The organism is Novosphingobium oxfordense (assembly GCF_044029435.1).
Lineage (GTDB): Bacteria > Pseudomonadota > Alphaproteobacteria > Sphingomonadales > Sphingomonadaceae > Novosphingobium.
In genome coordinates this window covers 2,099,332-2,116,267 of record NZ_CP147008.1, presented here as the reverse complement: position 1 = coordinate 2,116,267, position 16,936 = coordinate 2,099,332, and the positions used below count along the sequence as shown (strand labels likewise).

Annotated in this window: 10 protein-coding genes and 1 pseudogene; 4 read left to right on the top strand and 7 right to left on the bottom strand. The window is 65.8% G+C overall.

Annotated elements, in window-relative coordinates; all coding sequences use genetic code 11:
- Positions 1-281 precede the first annotated feature (281 nt).
- From WBP07_RS31765 to WBP07_RS31755, 3 genes are all read left to right on the top strand, one after another.
- Positions 282-2,711 (top strand): glucose/quinate/shikimate family membrane-bound PQQ-dependent dehydrogenase, encoded by a 2,430-nt coding sequence (locus tag WBP07_RS31765; protein ID WP_395397239.1) that lies wholly within the window; start codon positions 282-284, stop codon positions 2,709-2,711.
- Positions 2,712-2,836: 125 nt separating this feature from the next.
- Positions 2,837-4,183: a carbohydrate porin gene (locus WBP07_RS31760; protein WP_395397238.1), complete on the top strand. Its 1,347-nt coding sequence runs from the start codon at positions 2,837-2,839 to the stop codon at positions 4,181-4,183.
- Positions 4,184-4,221: 38 nt separating this feature from the next.
- Positions 4,222-4,839 (top strand): TetR/AcrR family transcriptional regulator, encoded by a 618-nt coding sequence (locus WBP07_RS31755; protein ID WP_395397237.1) that lies wholly within the window; start codon positions 4,222-4,224, stop codon positions 4,837-4,839.
- A 12-nt stretch (positions 4,840-4,851) separates the two neighbouring features.
- On the opposite strand, the gene WBP07_RS31750 is transcribed toward WBP07_RS31755, so the two are convergent.
- Positions 4,852-5,319 (bottom strand): MarR family winged helix-turn-helix transcriptional regulator, encoded by a 468-nt coding sequence (locus WBP07_RS31750; protein ID WP_395397236.1) that lies wholly within the window; start codon positions 5,317-5,319, stop codon positions 4,852-4,854.
- A 129-nt stretch (positions 5,320-5,448) separates the two neighbouring features.
- Between WBP07_RS31750 and WBP07_RS31745 the strand changes: the two genes are divergently transcribed.
- Positions 5,449-5,877, top strand: coding sequence for an organic hydroperoxide resistance protein (locus WBP07_RS31745; RefSeq protein WP_395397234.1), 429 nt, complete (start codon positions 5,449-5,451; stop codon positions 5,875-5,877).
- 76 nt (positions 5,878-5,953) lie between these two features.
- Here WBP07_RS31745 and WBP07_RS31740 read toward each other — a convergent pair whose 3' ends face one another.
- The 6 genes and pseudogenes from WBP07_RS31740 to WBP07_RS31715 all read right to left on the bottom strand — a co-directional run bounded on the left by WBP07_RS31740 (position 5,954) and on the right by WBP07_RS31715 (position 16,542).
- Positions 5,954-6,985, bottom strand: a complete 1,032-nt coding sequence (locus WBP07_RS31740) for a glycosyl hydrolase family 8 (RefSeq protein WP_395397233.1) — start codon at positions 6,983-6,985, stop codon at positions 5,954-5,956.
- Between the two features lie 19 nt (positions 6,986-7,004).
- Positions 7,005-7,466: a cellulose biosynthesis protein BcsD gene (bcsD, locus tag WBP07_RS31735; RefSeq protein ID WP_395397232.1), complete on the bottom strand. Its 462-nt coding sequence runs from the start codon at positions 7,464-7,466 to the stop codon at positions 7,005-7,007.
- Entirely contained in the window at positions 7,463-10,924 is a 3,462-nt protein-coding gene (locus WBP07_RS31730; RefSeq protein ID WP_395397231.1) for a cellulose synthase subunit BcsC-related outer membrane protein, read from the bottom strand. The genes bcsD and WBP07_RS31730 overlap by 4 nt, the downstream gene beginning before the upstream one ends.
- A pseudogene (gene bcsA / locus WBP07_RS31725) lies at positions 10,921-15,422 on the bottom strand (UDP-forming cellulose synthase catalytic subunit). The gene WBP07_RS31730 and the pseudogene bcsA overlap by 4 nt, the downstream one beginning before the upstream one ends.
- On the bottom strand, positions 15,419-16,153 hold the full coding sequence (locus WBP07_RS31720; protein ID WP_395397230.1) for a cellulose synthase operon protein YhjQ/BcsQ: 735 nt from the start codon (positions 16,151-16,153) through the stop codon (positions 15,419-15,421). Before WBP07_RS31720 ends, bcsA begins: the two are co-directional and overlap by 4 nt.
- The gene (locus WBP07_RS31715) at positions 16,153-16,542 is read right to left on the bottom strand and encodes a hypothetical protein (protein WP_395397229.1); all 390 of its coding nucleotides are present in this window, start codon (positions 16,540-16,542) and stop codon (positions 16,153-16,155) included. Before WBP07_RS31715 ends, WBP07_RS31720 begins: the two co-directional genes overlap by 1 nt.
- Between the last annotated feature and the right edge of the window lie 394 nt (positions 16,543-16,936).

Sequence of the window (16,936 nt, the reverse complement as noted above, 5' to 3'; positions counted from 1 at the left end):
GAAGAGTCGTCCATTTATCTCAAGTCCGATTGCGTATTCCTTTTCTTCGCACGCTTTCTGAAGCTGGCGCATTATCCCACTGATCATAAGCGGAATATCCGTGACTGCCGGGCGATAACGCCATGGCTTGCCCTGCGCAAAGCTATGTACTAGTTGGTACACAGGTTTGGAGCGGCATTGCTGCCGCTTCGTTTCCATTGCATTCTGCGCGGACCTGAGCGCTCCGACTTTGCGAGCCGGGGCAAATCCGGCGCAACTGAAGACGATAAAGGAGGTGCCGCATGCCCGGCACGAAAAACGCAAATGGCTTTCTGGCCAAGGCCTGGCTCGTCCTGATCGGGGCCGTCGTGCTGCTGGCCGGCCTGTTCTTCACGCTGGGCGGCGTGAAGCTCGCCAGTCTTGGCGGCAGCCTCTACTTCGCGATTGCCGGCCTTGCCTTGCTGGTGTCCGGTTTCCTGATCGTTCGCCAGCGCCCGGCGGGCGCCCTATTGTTCGGGGCAACCTTCCTGCTGACGATCGTCTGGGCGCTGTGGGAAGTGGGCCTGGCCTTCTGGCCGCTGATTTCCCGCCTGCTGGCGATGGGCGTCGGCGCGACCGTGATCGCGCTGTCCTATCCGCTGCTGCGCCGCGCCGTCGGCCGCAATCCGGCCTGGAGGCCCTCCCTGGCGGTGGCCGCCGTGGTGGGCCTGGCTTCCGCCATCGGTTTCGCGGGCATGTTCGTGCCGCACCCGACCGTGGCGTTTTCCGGCCAGATGGCGGGGCTGACCCCGGTCGATCCCGCGCATGAGCAGAAGAACTGGGAAGCCTATGGCAATACGCCGGGCGGCAGCCGCTTCGTCGCGCTGGACCAGATCACGCGCGACAATGTGAAGAATTTGAAGGTCGCCTGGACCTACCGCACCGGGGACATCGCGGTCAGCGATGGCAACGGCGCAGAGGATCAGGATACCCCGCTGCAGGTGGGCGACACCGTCTACATCTGCACTCCGCACAACAACGTCATCGCGCTGAATGCCGATAGCGGGCGTGAGAAATGGAAGGCCCGGATCAATGCGCGCGCGTCGGTATGGATGCGTTGCCGCGGTCTTGCCTATTTCGATGCGAAGGCACCGCTCCAGCAGCCGAACATGCCGGGCTCCACGCCGGTCACGGCCGCAACCGTGCCTGACGGTGCGCCGTGCCAGCGCCGCATCCTGATGAACACGATCAATGCCGAACTGATCGCGCTGGATGCCGATACCGGCAAGTTCTGCACGGACTTCGGCAATGGCGGCCGCGTGGATCTGAAGGCCGGGCTCGGCAATGCGCCCGATCCGCAGTACCAGTTGACCTCGGCACCGACGATGGCGGGGACCACCGTGGTCGTCGGCGGGCGCGTGGCGGACAATGTCCAGGTGGACATGCCGGGCGGCGTGATGCGCGGCTTCGATGTGATCACCGGCAAGCTGCGCTGGGCTTTCGATCCGGGCAATCCGGCGATCACCCAGATGCCGGCGCCGGGCCAGACCTATACGCGGTCGACCCCGAACGTCTGGGCGGCCATGTCCTACGATCCCGCTTCCAACACCGTGTTCATGCCGGTGGGCAGCGCCTCGGTCGACCTTTACGGCGTTACCCGCAGCGAACTCGACCACAAGTACGGCGCCTCCATGCTCGCGCTGGATGCGACGACGGGCAAGGAGAAGTGGCACTTCCAGACGGTCCATAACGACCTGTGGGACTTCGACCTGCCGATGCAGCCCAGCTTCGTGGACTTCGCGGTGGGCGGCGGAAAGACCGTGCCCGCGCTGGTCTTCGGCACCAAGGCAGGCCAGCTCTACGTGCTGGACCGCGCGACCGGCAAGCCGCTGACCGAAGTGGCGAACGTCAAGGTGAAGGCGGCGAACATCCCGAACGAGCCCTATTCGCTCACGCAGCCGCGCTCCGTCGGCATGCCGCAGATCGGTGTCGGCCCGCTGACCGAGGCGGACATGTGGGGCGCGACGCCGTTCGACCAGCTGCTGTGCCGTATCGCCTTCAAGGGCATGCGCTACGAAGGGCTCTACACCGCGCCCGGCACGGACAAGTCGCTGAGCTTCCCCGGATCGCTGGGCGGCATGAACTGGGGCGGCCTTTCGACCGACCCGACCACCGGCACGATCTTCGCCAACGACATGCGCCTGGGCCTTTGGGTGCAGATGTTCCCGCAGACCAAGGCTCAGCTGGGTAAATCTGGCGCAGCGGGTGAAGCGGTGAACACCGGCATGGGCAGCGTTCCGCTGAAGGGCACGCCCTATTCGGTGGTGAAGGACCGCTTCCTCTCCGCGCTGGGCGTTCCCTGTCAGGCCCCGCCGTTCGGCACACTGACGGCGATCGACATGAAGACCCGCCAGATCAAGTGGCAGGTCCCGGTCGGCACCGTGCGCGATACTGGTCCGATGGGCATCAAGATGGGTCTACCGATCCCGATCGGCCTGCCCACGCTGGGTGGCACGCTGGCGACGCAGGGCGGCCTGGTCTTCATCGCCGGCACGCAGGATTACTACCTGCGCGCGTTCAACTCGGCGAACGGCAAGGAAGTCTGGAAGGCCCGCCTGCCGGTGGGCAGCCAGGGCGGCCCGATGAGCTACAAATCGCCGAAAACCGGCAAGCAATATGTGGTGATCACCGCCGGCGGCGCGCGCCAGTCGCCCGACCGTGGCGATTACGTGATCGCTTACACTTTGCCGTGACGGCCTCCGGGGGCGGATTCCCAACTCCGCCCCCGGACATTCCTTTCAACAGATAGCAAACCCGGGCCCGTGAAGGCGCCGGGGAGGAGGGGGCCTTGGCCCAACGCATTCGAAATATCACGCGCATGACCGCCCGACTGACGGGATATGGCCTGATGATCGCTGCGCCGTTCGCGGCCACCGACGCTCGTGCGGAAGACGGTGAAGCGGCCGAAGAACAGGCCGCTGCGACGACGGCTGCATCTGAACCTGCGAAACCCCAGGCCGCTGCGCCTGCTCCGTCCGGGGGCAGGGATACGCTCACCGGCGACTGGGGCGGGCTGCGCACGGATCTGAAGCAGGCGGGCGTGACGTTTCGGGGCGACTACGTTTCGGAAACGCTGTCCGCCGTGGACGGCGGGTTGCGCAAGGGTACGACCTACGTCCAGCAAGTGCGCCTCGGCGCGGATTTCGACATGGATCGACTGGCCGGGGTGGATGGGGCGACGATCCACGTCACCGTCAACGACCGGCGCGGGATCGGCCTCTCGTCCGATTTCGTGGGCAATCGCCTGCCGATCCAGGAAGCGGCCGGCGGCTACTATGCGCGGCTGACGGAGTTCAGCTGGGAACAGAGCCTGATGGCCGGGCGCCTCAACTTGCGGCTCGGCTACTTCGCGATGGGCAACGATCTGGGCGGCATGGCGATCGGCTGCACATTCGTGAATGCGGCATTCTGCGCCCATCCGCTCTCGATGTCCGGCGACAGTGGCTGGTACAACTACCCCAACGCCCGCTGGGGCGCGGCGGTGCGCTTCAAGCTGCGGCCGGACGTGACGATCCGCACCGGCGTCTATCAGGTGAACCCGCGCCTGAATGATGAGGACAATGCCTGGCATCCCTTTGCCGGTGGGACGACCGGCGTGGTGCTGCCGCTGGAGGTGGAATACGATCCCGGTGCCGGGAAGGACAGCCGCGTGCTGCCCGGCCATTACAAGCTGGGCTTCTATTACGATACCTCGCGCGTCACCATGCAGGGTGGCGGCGGCACCGTGAAGGGGCGCCACGGGGTCTACCTGCTGGCGGACCAGATGATCTGGCGCGACGGCAAGGGACCGCGCGGACTGTCCCTGTTCGGGCAGGCTACGTTCAATCCGCAGGAGACGGGCCAGATCACCCGCTGGTACGCGGCCGGCCTGGTCAAGAACGGCACGTTCAAGGGCCGTGACACCGATACGGTGGGGCTGGGCTTCGTCTATGCCGAAGTCGATCCGCGCCTGCGCCGTGCCCATGTCGATGTCGCGCCGGTGCCGGGCAGCTATGCCTCGCTGCCGGTGGGCGAGACGGCGATCGAAATGAGCTACGGCTTCCAGGCCAACCGCTGGCTGCTGATCCGGCCCGATGTGCAGTACATCATCGACCCGGGCGCCTTCAGCTATCGCCGCACGCCCAATGCGCTGGCGATCGGCGCGCAAGTCAGGATGCAGTTCTGACGTTGCCCTCGGGAAGCCGACCGCCCATAGCGCGGGCCATGCAGGATACCGGCTTCACCGAGCGCAATCGGCGCGAGATCATTGGAATCGCCACCGCCCATTTCTCGGACAAGGGCTTTGCCGGCGCGCGCGTGGATGAGATTGCGGCTGCCACGGCTACCTCGAAGCGGATGATCTATTACCACTTCGGGAGCAAGGAGGGCCTCTATCGCGCCGTCCTGACCGAAGCCTATCGCGGCATTCGCTCCGCCGAACTCGACGCTGGGCTGGACCGGTTGTCACCGCTCGACGCGCTGGAGCGACTGACTGCGCTGACGTTCGACTATCACTTCCGCCACCCCGAACTGGTGCGACTGGTGATGGATGAGAACATGCGCCACGGCCCGCATATCGCCATGGTTGTGGAAGCGCGCAACGAACTGGTCCTGCCCAAGACGGCCGCCCTGATCGAACGCGGGGTTGCCGAAGGCACGTTCCGCGCGGGCATCGATCCGGTGGACCTGCACATGACGATCAGCGCGCTGGCGTTCTATTTCATCTCCAACCGCTATACCTTCAGCGCGATCTTCGATGTCGACATGACGAGCGAGGCCGCCGCTGCGCACCGCCGGGATCAGGCGGTGGCCATCGTGCGAGCCTACTGTCAGGCGGTGTAGGCCAGCGGGCAATCAGGCACGCAAGTTGCCGCGAAGCGCCTTCATCGTTTCGTTCAGGTGCTTAAGTTCGGGAATCGTCATCCCGGTTGCCGCCAGCACTTCCTGCGGCACGCAGCGAGCTTCCTTCATCGTCTCGCGACCCTTCTCGGTCAGGGCCACGCGCACCACGCGCTCGTCGGCGGTATCACGCCTGCGGGTAACGAACCCGGCTGCCTCAAGCCTCTTGATCAGCGGCGTCAGCGTGTTCGATTCGAGGAACAGGCTCTCCCCCAGTTCGCTCACCGTCTGATCGTCGCGCCGGGTGAGGGCGATCAGCGCCAGATACTGCACATATGTCAGACCCAGCTTGTCCAGCAGCGGCTTGTAGATCCGGTTGAACGCCAGCCCGGTCGAATAGACCGAAAAGCAAAGCAAATCCGCGAAGGGATCGACGGATGCGGAAGCGGGCAGGTCAGAAGGAAGGGGAGCAGTCTCGGTCATGTCAGGAATATAAATCGCACGCGATTTAATCGCAAGGGTTGACTCCGACTCAAACTCGATGCATTTAGATCGCACACGATTTAATCACTAACGATACAAAATCAGTCCAAGCCACGAAAGGAAAGCATCATGTCCATCAAGCCCCTCTATAAGACCAGCGCAACGGCAACCGGCGGCCGCGACGGCCAGGCCAAGACCGATGATGGCAGCTTCGCCGTTACGCTGGGCACGCCCACCGAACTTGGCGGCAACGGGCAGGGTAACAACCCTGAGCAGCTCTTTGCTTCGGGCTATGCAGCCTGCTTCCTGGGCGCGATGAAGTTCGCCGCATCGCAGGACAAGGCGCTGCCCCGCGTTCCCGCCGATGCCAGCGTCAATGCCACGGTCGGCATCGGTGCGCGCAGCGACAAGGGCTTTGGCCTGACCGTCGCCCTGCAGGTCACGTTGCCCGGCGTCGATCGTGATGCGGCGGAAGCGCTGGTGGCCGAAGCGGACACCATCTGCCCCTACAGCCACGCGATCCGCGGCAATGTGGAGGTTTCGCTCTCGGTCGCCTGACCGGGCGATCTGCACAACGAAAAAGGGCGCGGACTCAATCGAGTCTGCGCCCTTTTTCCCAATTGGCCTGAACTTTTCAGCCGTTGAGGCGCAGCCGCGCCAGAAGCTGGAGCGAGGCGGCGTAGTAGTCGTCCGCCAGCAGGCCGGGCTGCTGCGTGCCCAGTAAAAGGCCCGCGACAGCCGCGCCGCCGCTGGATAGCGCGTAGTCCGCCTCCTGCCCGGTGTTGACGTCCACCCAGGCCGGGATCGCCTTCCCGGCCGAAATGCACGATCGCCAGTAGGCTGCAACATCTGCGGCCAGCACCTGCTTTCCGGCCAGAGCGGCCCAGAGCGGCACGCGGATGGCGTCGTAGCCGAAGCGCGGCGGCTTGTCGGGCGCAGGCGCGACTTGTGACGGTCCGGAAACCGCCATCCAGTCCACCGGCAGATGACGCGCGCCGAAACGGGCGAGACCGGCGAAGGTCTGCCCATCCTCGATCACTTTGCCCCAGACCTGCTGCCCGTCGAGCCTGGCGAACGCATCAAGCGCGGGCCAGACGTAGTAGGAGAGGTTCAGCGTCACCCCGGCATCGGTCACGAAACCCTGCACGCCGGGCAGCAGAAGTTGCCGGCCATAGCGGTCCTGCACGCATTGCTTGCGGATCGCGGCGCGAATTTCCGCAGCGCGGGCCAGATAGTCGGGCCGGTTCCAACGCTGGCCGGCAAGGCCAAGGGCCCAGGCGATGACGATATCGCCATCGGTGGCATTGTTGTGATCTGCAACGGGATCGGACGCGCTGGGATCGTAGCGCCAGGCGTGGAGCGCCATGTCGCTGCGCGCGATCTTCTCGCGCGTCCAGCGGGCGATGCGGTCGAAGGCCTGACGGTCCCCGGCATCGAGCGCGAAGATCAGGCCATAGCTCTGCCCTTCGCTGTGGCTGACGCCCTTGTTGCCGGTATCGACGATGCGGCCGTCCTGCGCGAGGTAGAGTTCGCGATAGTTGTTCCAGGTGACGGCGCGGCCGGGCGTCCTGCTCTGGGCGCCGCCGTTGCAGGCTGTGGTCATGGCCAGAATGGCGGCACCAAGGGTGAATTTCCGGCGATCGATACCTGCTCCGTCGCTCGTCATCTTTGCATCAAATCCCAGTTCAGCGTCCGTGGCGGACTTCCAGAAGATCGTCCTTCCACTGCGCGACGGTGCGCAGCGCAGGGCCGCTGCCAAGCGCGCGGAACCATGCGTCATACGCCCCTTCCAGCACGCCAAGCAACATGGCCTGCCAGGAACTGCGCAAATCCGGCACTACCGGCTCCGGCAGGCGATGATGGCGCACGGTAATGGCATCCTCGCCCACGGCAAGCTCGATATCGCCCCAGTCGAGATCCTGCCAGAAACCGTTGATCCGATCCTGAAGCGCGCTGGCTTCGTTCACATCCTCCAGCGGCACCAGCGTGGCCATGCGCCGCCCGATCGCGCCGAAAAACCCGCGCGCCTGATCAGGGGGAAGGTTTTCGCCGATTTCGGCGGCCGTCATCGTCGCCATCAGGGCGATGCCCCCGGCGCCGGTCAGGTCCCCCTCGTTACGGGGCGGTGGAAATGCCTGGAACTTCATCTGCCCGTGCTCCCGAAGTTCTGCCTTACGCCGAACAAGCTGCGAAACTCATTATAGTTGCCGAACGTATTATAGCTCGCTTCGCCGCCGATCCGCGTGGAGGGCGTAATCTTGTAGTAGAGCGAGAGCAGCGCCGAAAGCGCGAAGCCTGTCTTGCTGGTTTCGTCGTAGTAGGAACGCACGTCGTTATCGGCCAGCTTGTCCGCGTCGAGCTGGGCCTGAAGCACGGGGTCGATCGGGTAGAGCGGGCTGGCATCCTGGCTGTAGCTCTGGAAGCCCGGTGTGAAGGTGGCGTGCAGGTCGAAACGATCGTCCTGCATGGCGTAGTTGACCGGGAACCCTACCGAAATGAAGCTCTGCGGGCTGAAGTAGCCGCCGTTGCCCCAGGTGAAGTAGTTCTGGCTCTTGTCATAGGCCTGATAGTTGACGTTCAGGCCCACCGTCAGCGTGGCATGCGGGGTGGCATAGGCGCGCAGATAGCCGCCGACATTGGCCTCGAACCCGTTATTATGCGCGACATTGGTGCCGCGGAAGCGATAGTAGCGGCCTTCGCCGTAAACGCCGCTGCCATCCTCGTCATAGGAAAGGCCGGCGCCGCCCGCCGTGCGCATCACCTGGCCCCAGGTCCGCCCGCTGACAGGATCCCGCGCGCCGGCATAGGAGATGACACTGTCCGTTACCGGCTTGCGCTCCACCATGGCGGTGGCGCGCAAGTGCTCCGTCACCTTGGGCGTAACCGCGCCGTGGAAGGCGACGTTGGTCTTGCCCATGCCGATCGGGGTGGTGCCGACTTCGGCCTGCACCGTGTCGCTCTCATACCCGCCGGAGAATGCGACGCCCGATGCGTTGACGCTGCCCGGGCCGCTGAACTGCGCTTCGGTCTGGGCGACGATATTGTTCGCCTCGATCGTGGCGTTCTGGCCGAAGCGGGCCTGGCCGGACTTGTTGGGCGCGCCGGCATCGATCACCACCGCTTCCGCCCTGGCGAAGACGCGGCCGCCGGGGGCATCGGTGGAGACGCGAACCGATCCCTTGATCTCGTCCAACTGGCTGAGGCCCTTTTCGCCGGTCCGCTGGCGATAGCCCGTTTCCACGTCGACGCGGGGGCCGGTTTCCTGCGTCAGGCTGGCCAATTGGGACTGGATCTGCGCCATGACCGGATCGGCCGAATAGCGCGTGCTGGGCGCGTCGGACGGCATTGCCGTCACCGGATAGGCCGAAGGCGCGCTGGGGGCCGAGCCCGCTCCGTAGGACGGGGCCGCATAGGCCACGCCGGCGACCGACGGCTGAGCCATCGGCTGCTGCGACATCGGCGCTTGCGAAACCGCAGCCTGAGCGGCCGTTCGCGAAGCGTACGGCAGGCGCGTACCCGATCCCAGCGCGAAGGGGTTGACCGGCTGCGGCGCCGCCACCGCCTGATTGCGGAACGGATTGGCACCGCCCGCCGGGCTCATGGCGGCGAAGGGATTGTCGCCGGCCAGACCGTCGATCGAGGTGCCGCCCTGACGCGCGGCGTAAAGATCGCGTGCGTCCCGCAGCAGCCGCGCGGCGGCGCGATCGTTGCCGCGCGATTGCTCCACGCGGGCCAAGGTCATGCGTACTTCGTAGTCCTGCGGGAAAGCGCGCAGCACATCGGCCTGGGCCTTGCGCGAAAGCTCGGAATCGCCCGCCGCCTGCGCGGTTTCGGCCAGCCCGAGCAGCGCGTCGCGATCGCCCGGCTTGCGGGCCAGCACCAGTTGCCAGGTCTGCGCCGCGCGCGCGGACATCCCGCCGCTCTGGTAGAGCCGGGCAAGACCGGCAAGCACGTCCATATTGTCGGGCGAGGAAGTCCATGCCGACTGGAGCATGTCGAACGAATCGGCATAGCGGCCCTCAAGCCGCGCACGATCCGCTTGCGACACCATCAGCGCCGCGTTCATCCGTGCATAGGCCTGCTGCCCTTCGGGCGAAGTGCCGGCCATCGCGCTGGCGCGCTGGAGCGTTTCCTGCGCCAGATCGTCACGCCCCACGCGGGCCAGTGTGCCGATCAGGCTTTCGTAGTCGCCGATGCCGGCCACTTCGCCATGCAGCGCATTCTCCGCCATGGCGCCGGCCCCGGCCGTGTCTCCCAGATCGTAGAGCGCATTGGCGATCGCCGCCTGCTTGCTGACCGGGATGCCGCTCATCGTGCCCAATTGGCGCAATGCCGCAAGGGCCTGCGCAGTCTGGCCGGTGGCGGCCAGTGCCTTGGCCCGCGCGATCGCTTCGTCCGTCTTCACTCCCACGGCGAAACTGCGCATCGGTGCGGTGCGCTGGGTTTCCGGGATCATGTCGATCAGGCGGGAAGCGTCGCCCGGGCGCCCGAGATCGGCATTGATCAGCGCCGCGGCGTAAAGCGCATCGGGCTGGCCCTTGGCGACCAGCGAGCGCAGCAGCGCCTCCGTTTCCGGAATGCGGCCGCGCTTCAGATTGAATTCGGCGAATTCGTAACGGATCCACGGGTCTTCGGGATCGAGCACGAGGCCTTGCTGAAACTCCCGCGTGGCACCCAGATCGTCGCCATTGGCGGCGGCGGCGAGCGCCCGGCTGCGCGCGGCGCGCATCTGCAGGCGCTTGTCCTGCGCGGCACCGCTGGTTCCCGGGCTCTGGCCGGCCTGCCGGTAGAGATCGGCCGCGTCCGCGTGGCGGCCCTGCCGCTCATAGATATCGGCCAGCAGTTCCAGCGCGGGGCCGGTCTGCGAGTAACCCGAGCGGACCAGAGCCTCCGCCTTCTGCTGTGCAACGGCGAGTTGGCCTTGCGCCAGCGCCGTACGCGCATCGTCCATGCCGGCGAAGAACCGCGCCGAGGCAAGCCCTTCGGCCCACTGGTCGGCACGGCCAAGGCGCGAGGCCTGATCCAGAAGATTGGCGGATTCGGCAAAGCGACTCTGCCGCAGGCGGACGATGCCAAGGCCGCCGAGGGCATCGGGGTCGCGCGCGTTGATGCCCAGCGCGCGTTCGAACTGGCTGGACGCCTCGGCAAGATCGCCGCGGTTCAGTGCCGAATAACCAGCGACGCGGGCCTGCCCGCCGCGGTTGGAGGCCGTGGTGACGGCGCTGGGCTGGGCGGGAGCGGGCTTGCGTGGCGCCGGGGGCGGCGTGGCGGGCTTCGCCGTCGCGGGCGTCGCGCGCGGCGGCGTCGGAATGGCCGCCTTGGGAGGCGCAGCGGGTTGGGTTGCCGGCGCCGGACGGGCCGGCGCGCCCCGAAGCGCGGCGTTCACTGCTGCGTTGTTGGGATCGAGCGCGCGGGCGCGGCGCAGGGCTTGCTGGGCCAGATCCTCACGCCCCTTGGAGCGCCAGTACCGCGCCTGCTGCAGCAGGGCATCGACGCCCGCGGCTTGGGCAACGGCTGTGCCGGCCCCCACGCTCAACCCGATCGGCGCGGCGGTCAGCAGCAGGGCGAGGCCGGCCAGGCGAAGGCGCTTGGTCGCGATGGTCATGCCGTTTCGTCCAGGTTGCCGAGGCGGCGCTTGGCCTGCCGGCGGAAGTAGAGGTAGGTCGGCCCGGCAAGGATCACCGCCAGCGCCAGTGCGCCCAGCGCCATCAGCATCGGCCGCTGGCTGAACCAGTAGGCCAGCTTCATCCAGATCGGCAAGGATCCGGTCCAGTAGCGATCGCCGATGGCAAAGCTGCTCATGCCGTCACCGCGCGTCACGGCAAGGTCGCCCTGGATCGATGCGTTGACCTTCACGTCGGCCATGCCTTCGACCAGTTCGGGCAGGGCGGCGCCATTGTCCGACAGCAGGGCCACCACTGTCCGGTCTGAAGCGAAGGGCGAACGGAAGCTGACGATGCCCGAAAAACCGCGCGAATTGTACACCAGCGGCGCGGCGGCCATCGGATCGTCACGCTGGGTGCCGCCGAAGAACGCGGTCAGGTACTGAAGCGGAGAGCGTTCGGCCACTTCGAGGTGCCCGTTCACGTAACGGACGGGCGCCCGGTTGAACAGCGATCCGGCGCCTGCCAGTTCGACGCCGCCGACGACGAGCACGTCCTGATCCGCCAGTTGCCCGGCATCGACCGAGGAGGTGACGGTGACGGCGGTGACCGGCACACCGGTGGAATCCCCGAAGCGGCCCATCAGGTCAAGAAACGCCTCGACCGAGGAGGGCGAGGGGTTCTGCGCCATCACCACGGTGGTCTCCGCCAGGTCAGGCGCCACCGTGAAGGGGAAGCCGGCGCCGGCGAAAGTGGCAAGGTCCGGCATCAGGATCGCGTGATAGGCGGACGAGAAGTCGATCGTGCTTTCCGGATCGATCGACGTGCGCACGTTTTCGGGCAGGGTGCCGGTGCACTTCTTCTTGTCGGCAATGACCATGTTGTAGTCGAACGTCAGTTCGTTCTGACCGAACAGGTTATAGCGCGGCAGGATGATGCTTGCGGTCGAATCCTGGCTTTTCGCGCCGCTTTGGCCGAACAGTTCCTCCCACCACTTGGAGCCCATCGGCAGGGACTTGAGGTACTGCCCGTTCAGCGACACGTCGAGCCGCGAGGCCCGCTTGTCCAGCCATTGGGCGACGGGGTAGCGATAGCCCAGGCTCAGCTTCCCGCCTTCACGGGGCCAGAAGAACAAGTCCGGCGCGACGCGGAAGCTGGCGCTGAGTGGTCCGGGGCGGAATCCCATGCCCTCCAGCGCATAGGCCGGCATGATCTTGCCCAGCTTCACCGGTTGATCGGTCGTGACCCAGCGCAGCGCGCCGTAGCGCGGCCATGCGGGGATGCGCACATCGTCGAAGCCCATACGCTGGCCTCCGAAGACGCCGCGGCCCAGTGCCACCGCGCCGGCCGCCAGGCGAAGCTCACCGTCGCTGCGGCCCATCAGCACCAGCAGCGTTCCCGTTGGATCGATGGGGTTGCGGACGACGGCGGCGGAAGGACCGGACATCGGGCCCATGGAAAGGCCCGGGATCGATTGGCCTGCCTTCAGGAAGACCACGGCATTGCCCTTGGGCAGCGCCGCATAGACCGGTTTGAACGAGAAACCGCGATAGCTGGCCATCGCGCCCAGCCACGATGCCGTGGCGGCGGCCGCCTCCAGTTCGCCCTTGCGGGGCTGACCGGCGAAGACGAACGGCACTTTCAACTGCGCGTTCTGGCCCTTGTCGAAGAACGGCAGCGGCAAGCGAGCGAGGTCGGGCGCGAAGGGCAGGGGCTGGTATTCGAAGTCGATCCAGGACCGCACGTTGCTGATATTGGCCCAGAGCACCGAATTGAACGGATCTTCGCAATCGTGTGCGTAGTGGCCCAGGAACCGGATGTTGAGCTGGTTGTCGCCCGGCAGGAACAGTGCGGGGTTGATCGGGATGCGCAGCGCCTGACCGCCCGCGTCGCCGCGGGTAAGCTGGACGGCCTGTACCGCCTCTCCATTGACGATCACGACCAGCTGGCTGAGATCGTCCAGCATCTGCGGCGACCAGGAAAGCTGCAGGGTCAGCACGGCCGAAGTGACGACGCGGTCCTGCCGGATGCCGAAGGGAATGCCGATTTCACCCGACGTGCCTTGCAGGCGGATCGGGCGATTGATGCGCATGTCCTTCAGGGTGATGCGCTCACCAATCCCGCCGGCCGGAGCGGGCGCATTGGCGGCGGGGCTTGCGGCGGCCGGCGTGGCAGCCTTGGCTGGCCGCGCGGCGGCTGCCGGCACCGTTGCCGCGTGAACTTCGCGCGTGCCGATTACCATGGTGGCAAGGCCCAGCGCCAAGGCGCCGATCAGCGCCGCCGCCTTGGCAGCGCGCCCGAAGGACAGCTTTCCGGACATGGAGTCCTTTCCGGGGCCATTCGGCGTTGGCAGGAACGGATCGGTGGGCGCCACCGGGGCGAGGAGGGCGGCCTGATCGCGCATGGCGCGTCGCTCGGCGAAGTTGAGGCGGAGCATGCGCTTGATGGTCACCATGTCGACAAGAATGATATCGGCGAGAGAGCGGATCCCCTGGACCTGCTCATGCGGTCCGGTGGGTTGCCAGGCATCGGCACGGCCCATGACCGCGCGGACGAGGTGACGTCCGGCCAGGACGTCGAGTTGATCGAAGCGGCAATAGACGTTGGTGCCGCTGGTGCGCACCGTCTCGACCGGGATAGACAGGACTTCGTCGCCCATCGCCATCGTGATGTGGCTGACGTCTAGGTCGCGCACCGGCTGCCCAGCCGGCAGCGAAAGCGCCGCGCCACCCATCGAGATATCGATGGTGCGCGCGGACAGCACGTGACCGGATGCCAGATAGGCGGTCACCGGCAATTCCACCGGGATGCGGATGTCCTTGCGCGCCTGACGCGTCTCTCGCGCCACGGATACGGCGGCAACAAGGATCACCAGGCTGAAGCAAGCCCAGGCTACGTTCAGCACCAGCGTATCGGTCTGGACGTTGAACATGTAGGGAAAGAACAGCCATTTCACGACCGACAGTGCGATGCCCAGCACCAGAATGCCGATGCAGATCAGGTGCGGCCGCACGATCGCCCAGTCGAAATACGTGCGGTCCAGCAGGCTGCCCTTGTCGGTGACGTTGAACTTGCCCTTGCGGGGCTGGAACAGTGTCACGATCGTCGGCTTCACCAGATGGAACGCCAGGATAGTCTCGTAGACTTCGCCCCAGAACGGCCGGCGATCGCCGCCTTGCGTGCGCAGGTTCGCGGCGGCGGCGCAGAACAGGTGCGGCATGGCATAGGCGAAGATCAGCGATGCCGAGGCCTGGATGATGTTCAAACCGAAGATCAGATAGGCAAGCGGGCTGGTCAGGAACGCGATGCGTGGCAGCGGATACTGGAAGTGCAGCATCGCGTTCAGGTAGCAAAGCCGCTGCTGCCAGGTCAGTCCGGGCCCGAACAGCGGATTGTCGATGCGCAGGATCTGCGTCATCCCGCGCGCCCAGCGGATGCGCTGCCCGACGTGGAGGACAAGGCGCTCCGTGGCGAGGCCCGCCGAAAGGCGCGCGCTGACATAGGCGGTGTTCCACCCGGTACGCTGAAGCTTCAATGCGGTGTGCGCGTCCTCCGTCACCGTTTCGCCGGCGAAACCGTTGGTTTCCATCAGTGCTTCGCGGCGGATGATCGCGCAGGAGCCGCAGAAGAAAGCGGCATTCCACAAGTCGTTGCCGCCTTGGACGGGCCGTAGAACAGGTCGCCCTCGCCAGGCATACCCTCGATCACGCCGGCGAGATTGCGCTGCACGGGGTCGGGCGAATACATGTGATGCGGCGTTTGCAGCAGGGCGAGGCGGGGGTCCTTCTGGAACCAGCCCACGGTCAATTGCAGGAAGGCGCGGGTGGGCACGTGGTCGCAGTCGAAGATGGCGATCAGTTCGCCATCGGTCTTGCCCATCGCCGCGTTCAGGTTGCCCGCCTTGGCGTGCAGGTTGTTGTCGCGCGTGATGTAGCCGCAGCCGGCTTCCCGCGCGAAAGCCCGGAATTCGGCGCGTTTGCCATCGTCCAGGATGAAAACGCGGTAGCGGTCCGCCGGATAGTCGAGGTCCATCGCCGCGAACACCGTGTTGCGCACGATGTCCAGGCTCTCGTTATACGTCGGGATGTAGATGTCGACCGTCGGCCAGTTTTCCGCCGGGCCGACCGGTTCGATCACCGGCCGGTCGAGCGGCCAGCTTGTCTGGATGAAGCCCAGGATCAGGATAACCCAGGCGTAAAGCTCTGCCAGATAGAGGCCGCCGCCCAGCAGCAGTTCGGGAAGCGAGCCGAAAGCCAGCGTCTGCGTGGTCCGCCAGAACAGATAGCGGGTCGATATCAGCACCGCCAGCAGGCCAAGCGCCAGCGCGCCCTTGCGGCCCGCCCAGCGGCGCAGCACCAGCGTACCGGCGATGGTCACCGCCGCGAAAATCCATTGCGCATTGGTGTCGAGCGGGACGCCGACGACCATCCCCGCCACCAGCACGATCGGCACGATGGCAAGGTATTTGAAGGCCCTACGGGGCAAACCGTCAGCGATCATGCAGCGCGGCTCGCAATCGGGGCGATCCAGGAGGCGGCGGTGGACTCGAGCGCGGGCAGCAATGCCGTGGCGATCGCGCGCGCATCGTGCAGCGCCGCACTCGCGGGGGCATAGCGGGACAGCGGCTGCAACATCGCCATCGCTTCGGGAACCGCCTCGTCCAGTCGGATGCGGCCGATCAGGCGGGGGCCCGCCAGTTCGCGCACGAAGGCGGCGCCGTGCCGCGAAAGGCGCCGCGTCTCGTCCAGTGCATTGATGACGAACGCCGTGCGCAGCAGGCCGTCGCTGCCGGTTTCACCGAACATCTGCGGCAGTAGCGCCAGCGTGTCCGGCTGGGCCGTCAGCGTGCAGACATGGGCGCAGGCGCGTTCACCGAGGCGCAGCGCGGCGCGGTACTCGCCCGAAGGCATGTCGATCACCATGACCCGGTCGCGCCCCGGCGTGAGATAGCCGAGATCGTCCAGCATCGGGATGAGATCGACGTCTTCCGGCGATCGGTGCCAGTGACGCAGGTTGATACCGCCAACCAGCACCGCTTCGTCCGCCGGCGCGGTCAGCGAGGGAAGCGAGATCGCCTGCGACAGACCGAAATGGAGCGCCATCGTGTCGCGCGGTGCCATCGTCAGCACGGTGACGTCAGCACCTTCGGCAGCCAGCCCCATTGCGACATGGGCGGCAACGAACGTGGTTCCGGTGCCGCCTTTCGGGGCATGGCAAAGGACCATCGGCATCAGTCTTCTCCCTGCCCTTCCGTTCCGGTCCCGTCTTGCCCCGATAGCCGGCGCAGCAGCCCGCGAACATTCGGCGACGGCGGGCTGGCTGGCGAAACTTCGGGCTCGACGGCAGGGCTAACGTCCTGCTCGTACCGGCTGAACAGCGCCTTGAGCGGTTCGGCCGAAGGCTCACCCGTGGGATCCGGCGCCGAACGCTCTGCCGATGGGGTGTTCACCGCCTGCGCTTTCTGCCGAAGCGCAGGATCCAGCGCCTGAAGACGCGGATCGCGCAGCAAGGCTTCCATGATAGGCCAGAGTTCGAGGTCGGTGAAGCGATCCTCGAATTCCTTGTACGCGAAATCGCTTCTGCCGAGGCGGTCCAGCAAGTTGCGGGCATCGATGCGCATAATGCGATTCCTAGTTTTTCCGTTCGGCAGCGTGATTAAAAATAGTTAATATCGAGTTTGCATATAACGGAAAGTTGAAATCGCCGATGCCCGGCGATTTCTTGTGCATTGCAGCATAAGTACGATTAAGGAAAAGTACGTATCGCACGGGCGAAGCCCGCTCCGCCCGGTTTGCCAGCGCATTCATGCGAGCCTTCCGCACCCTCATGGCGGACTTGCCTCCCCTCGATTCTCCCCGCTCACGGATCGCAATTTGCCTTTTCGATCATATTGTGAGCCAACTGGCAACGCAGTGTTCTCGTTGCGGTTCCAACAACCGGGGCGGTTCCTATAACTGGAACAATCCCGAACTGGACTGATAAAAGAAAGCGCCGAACACGCAGGCCAGGGCATA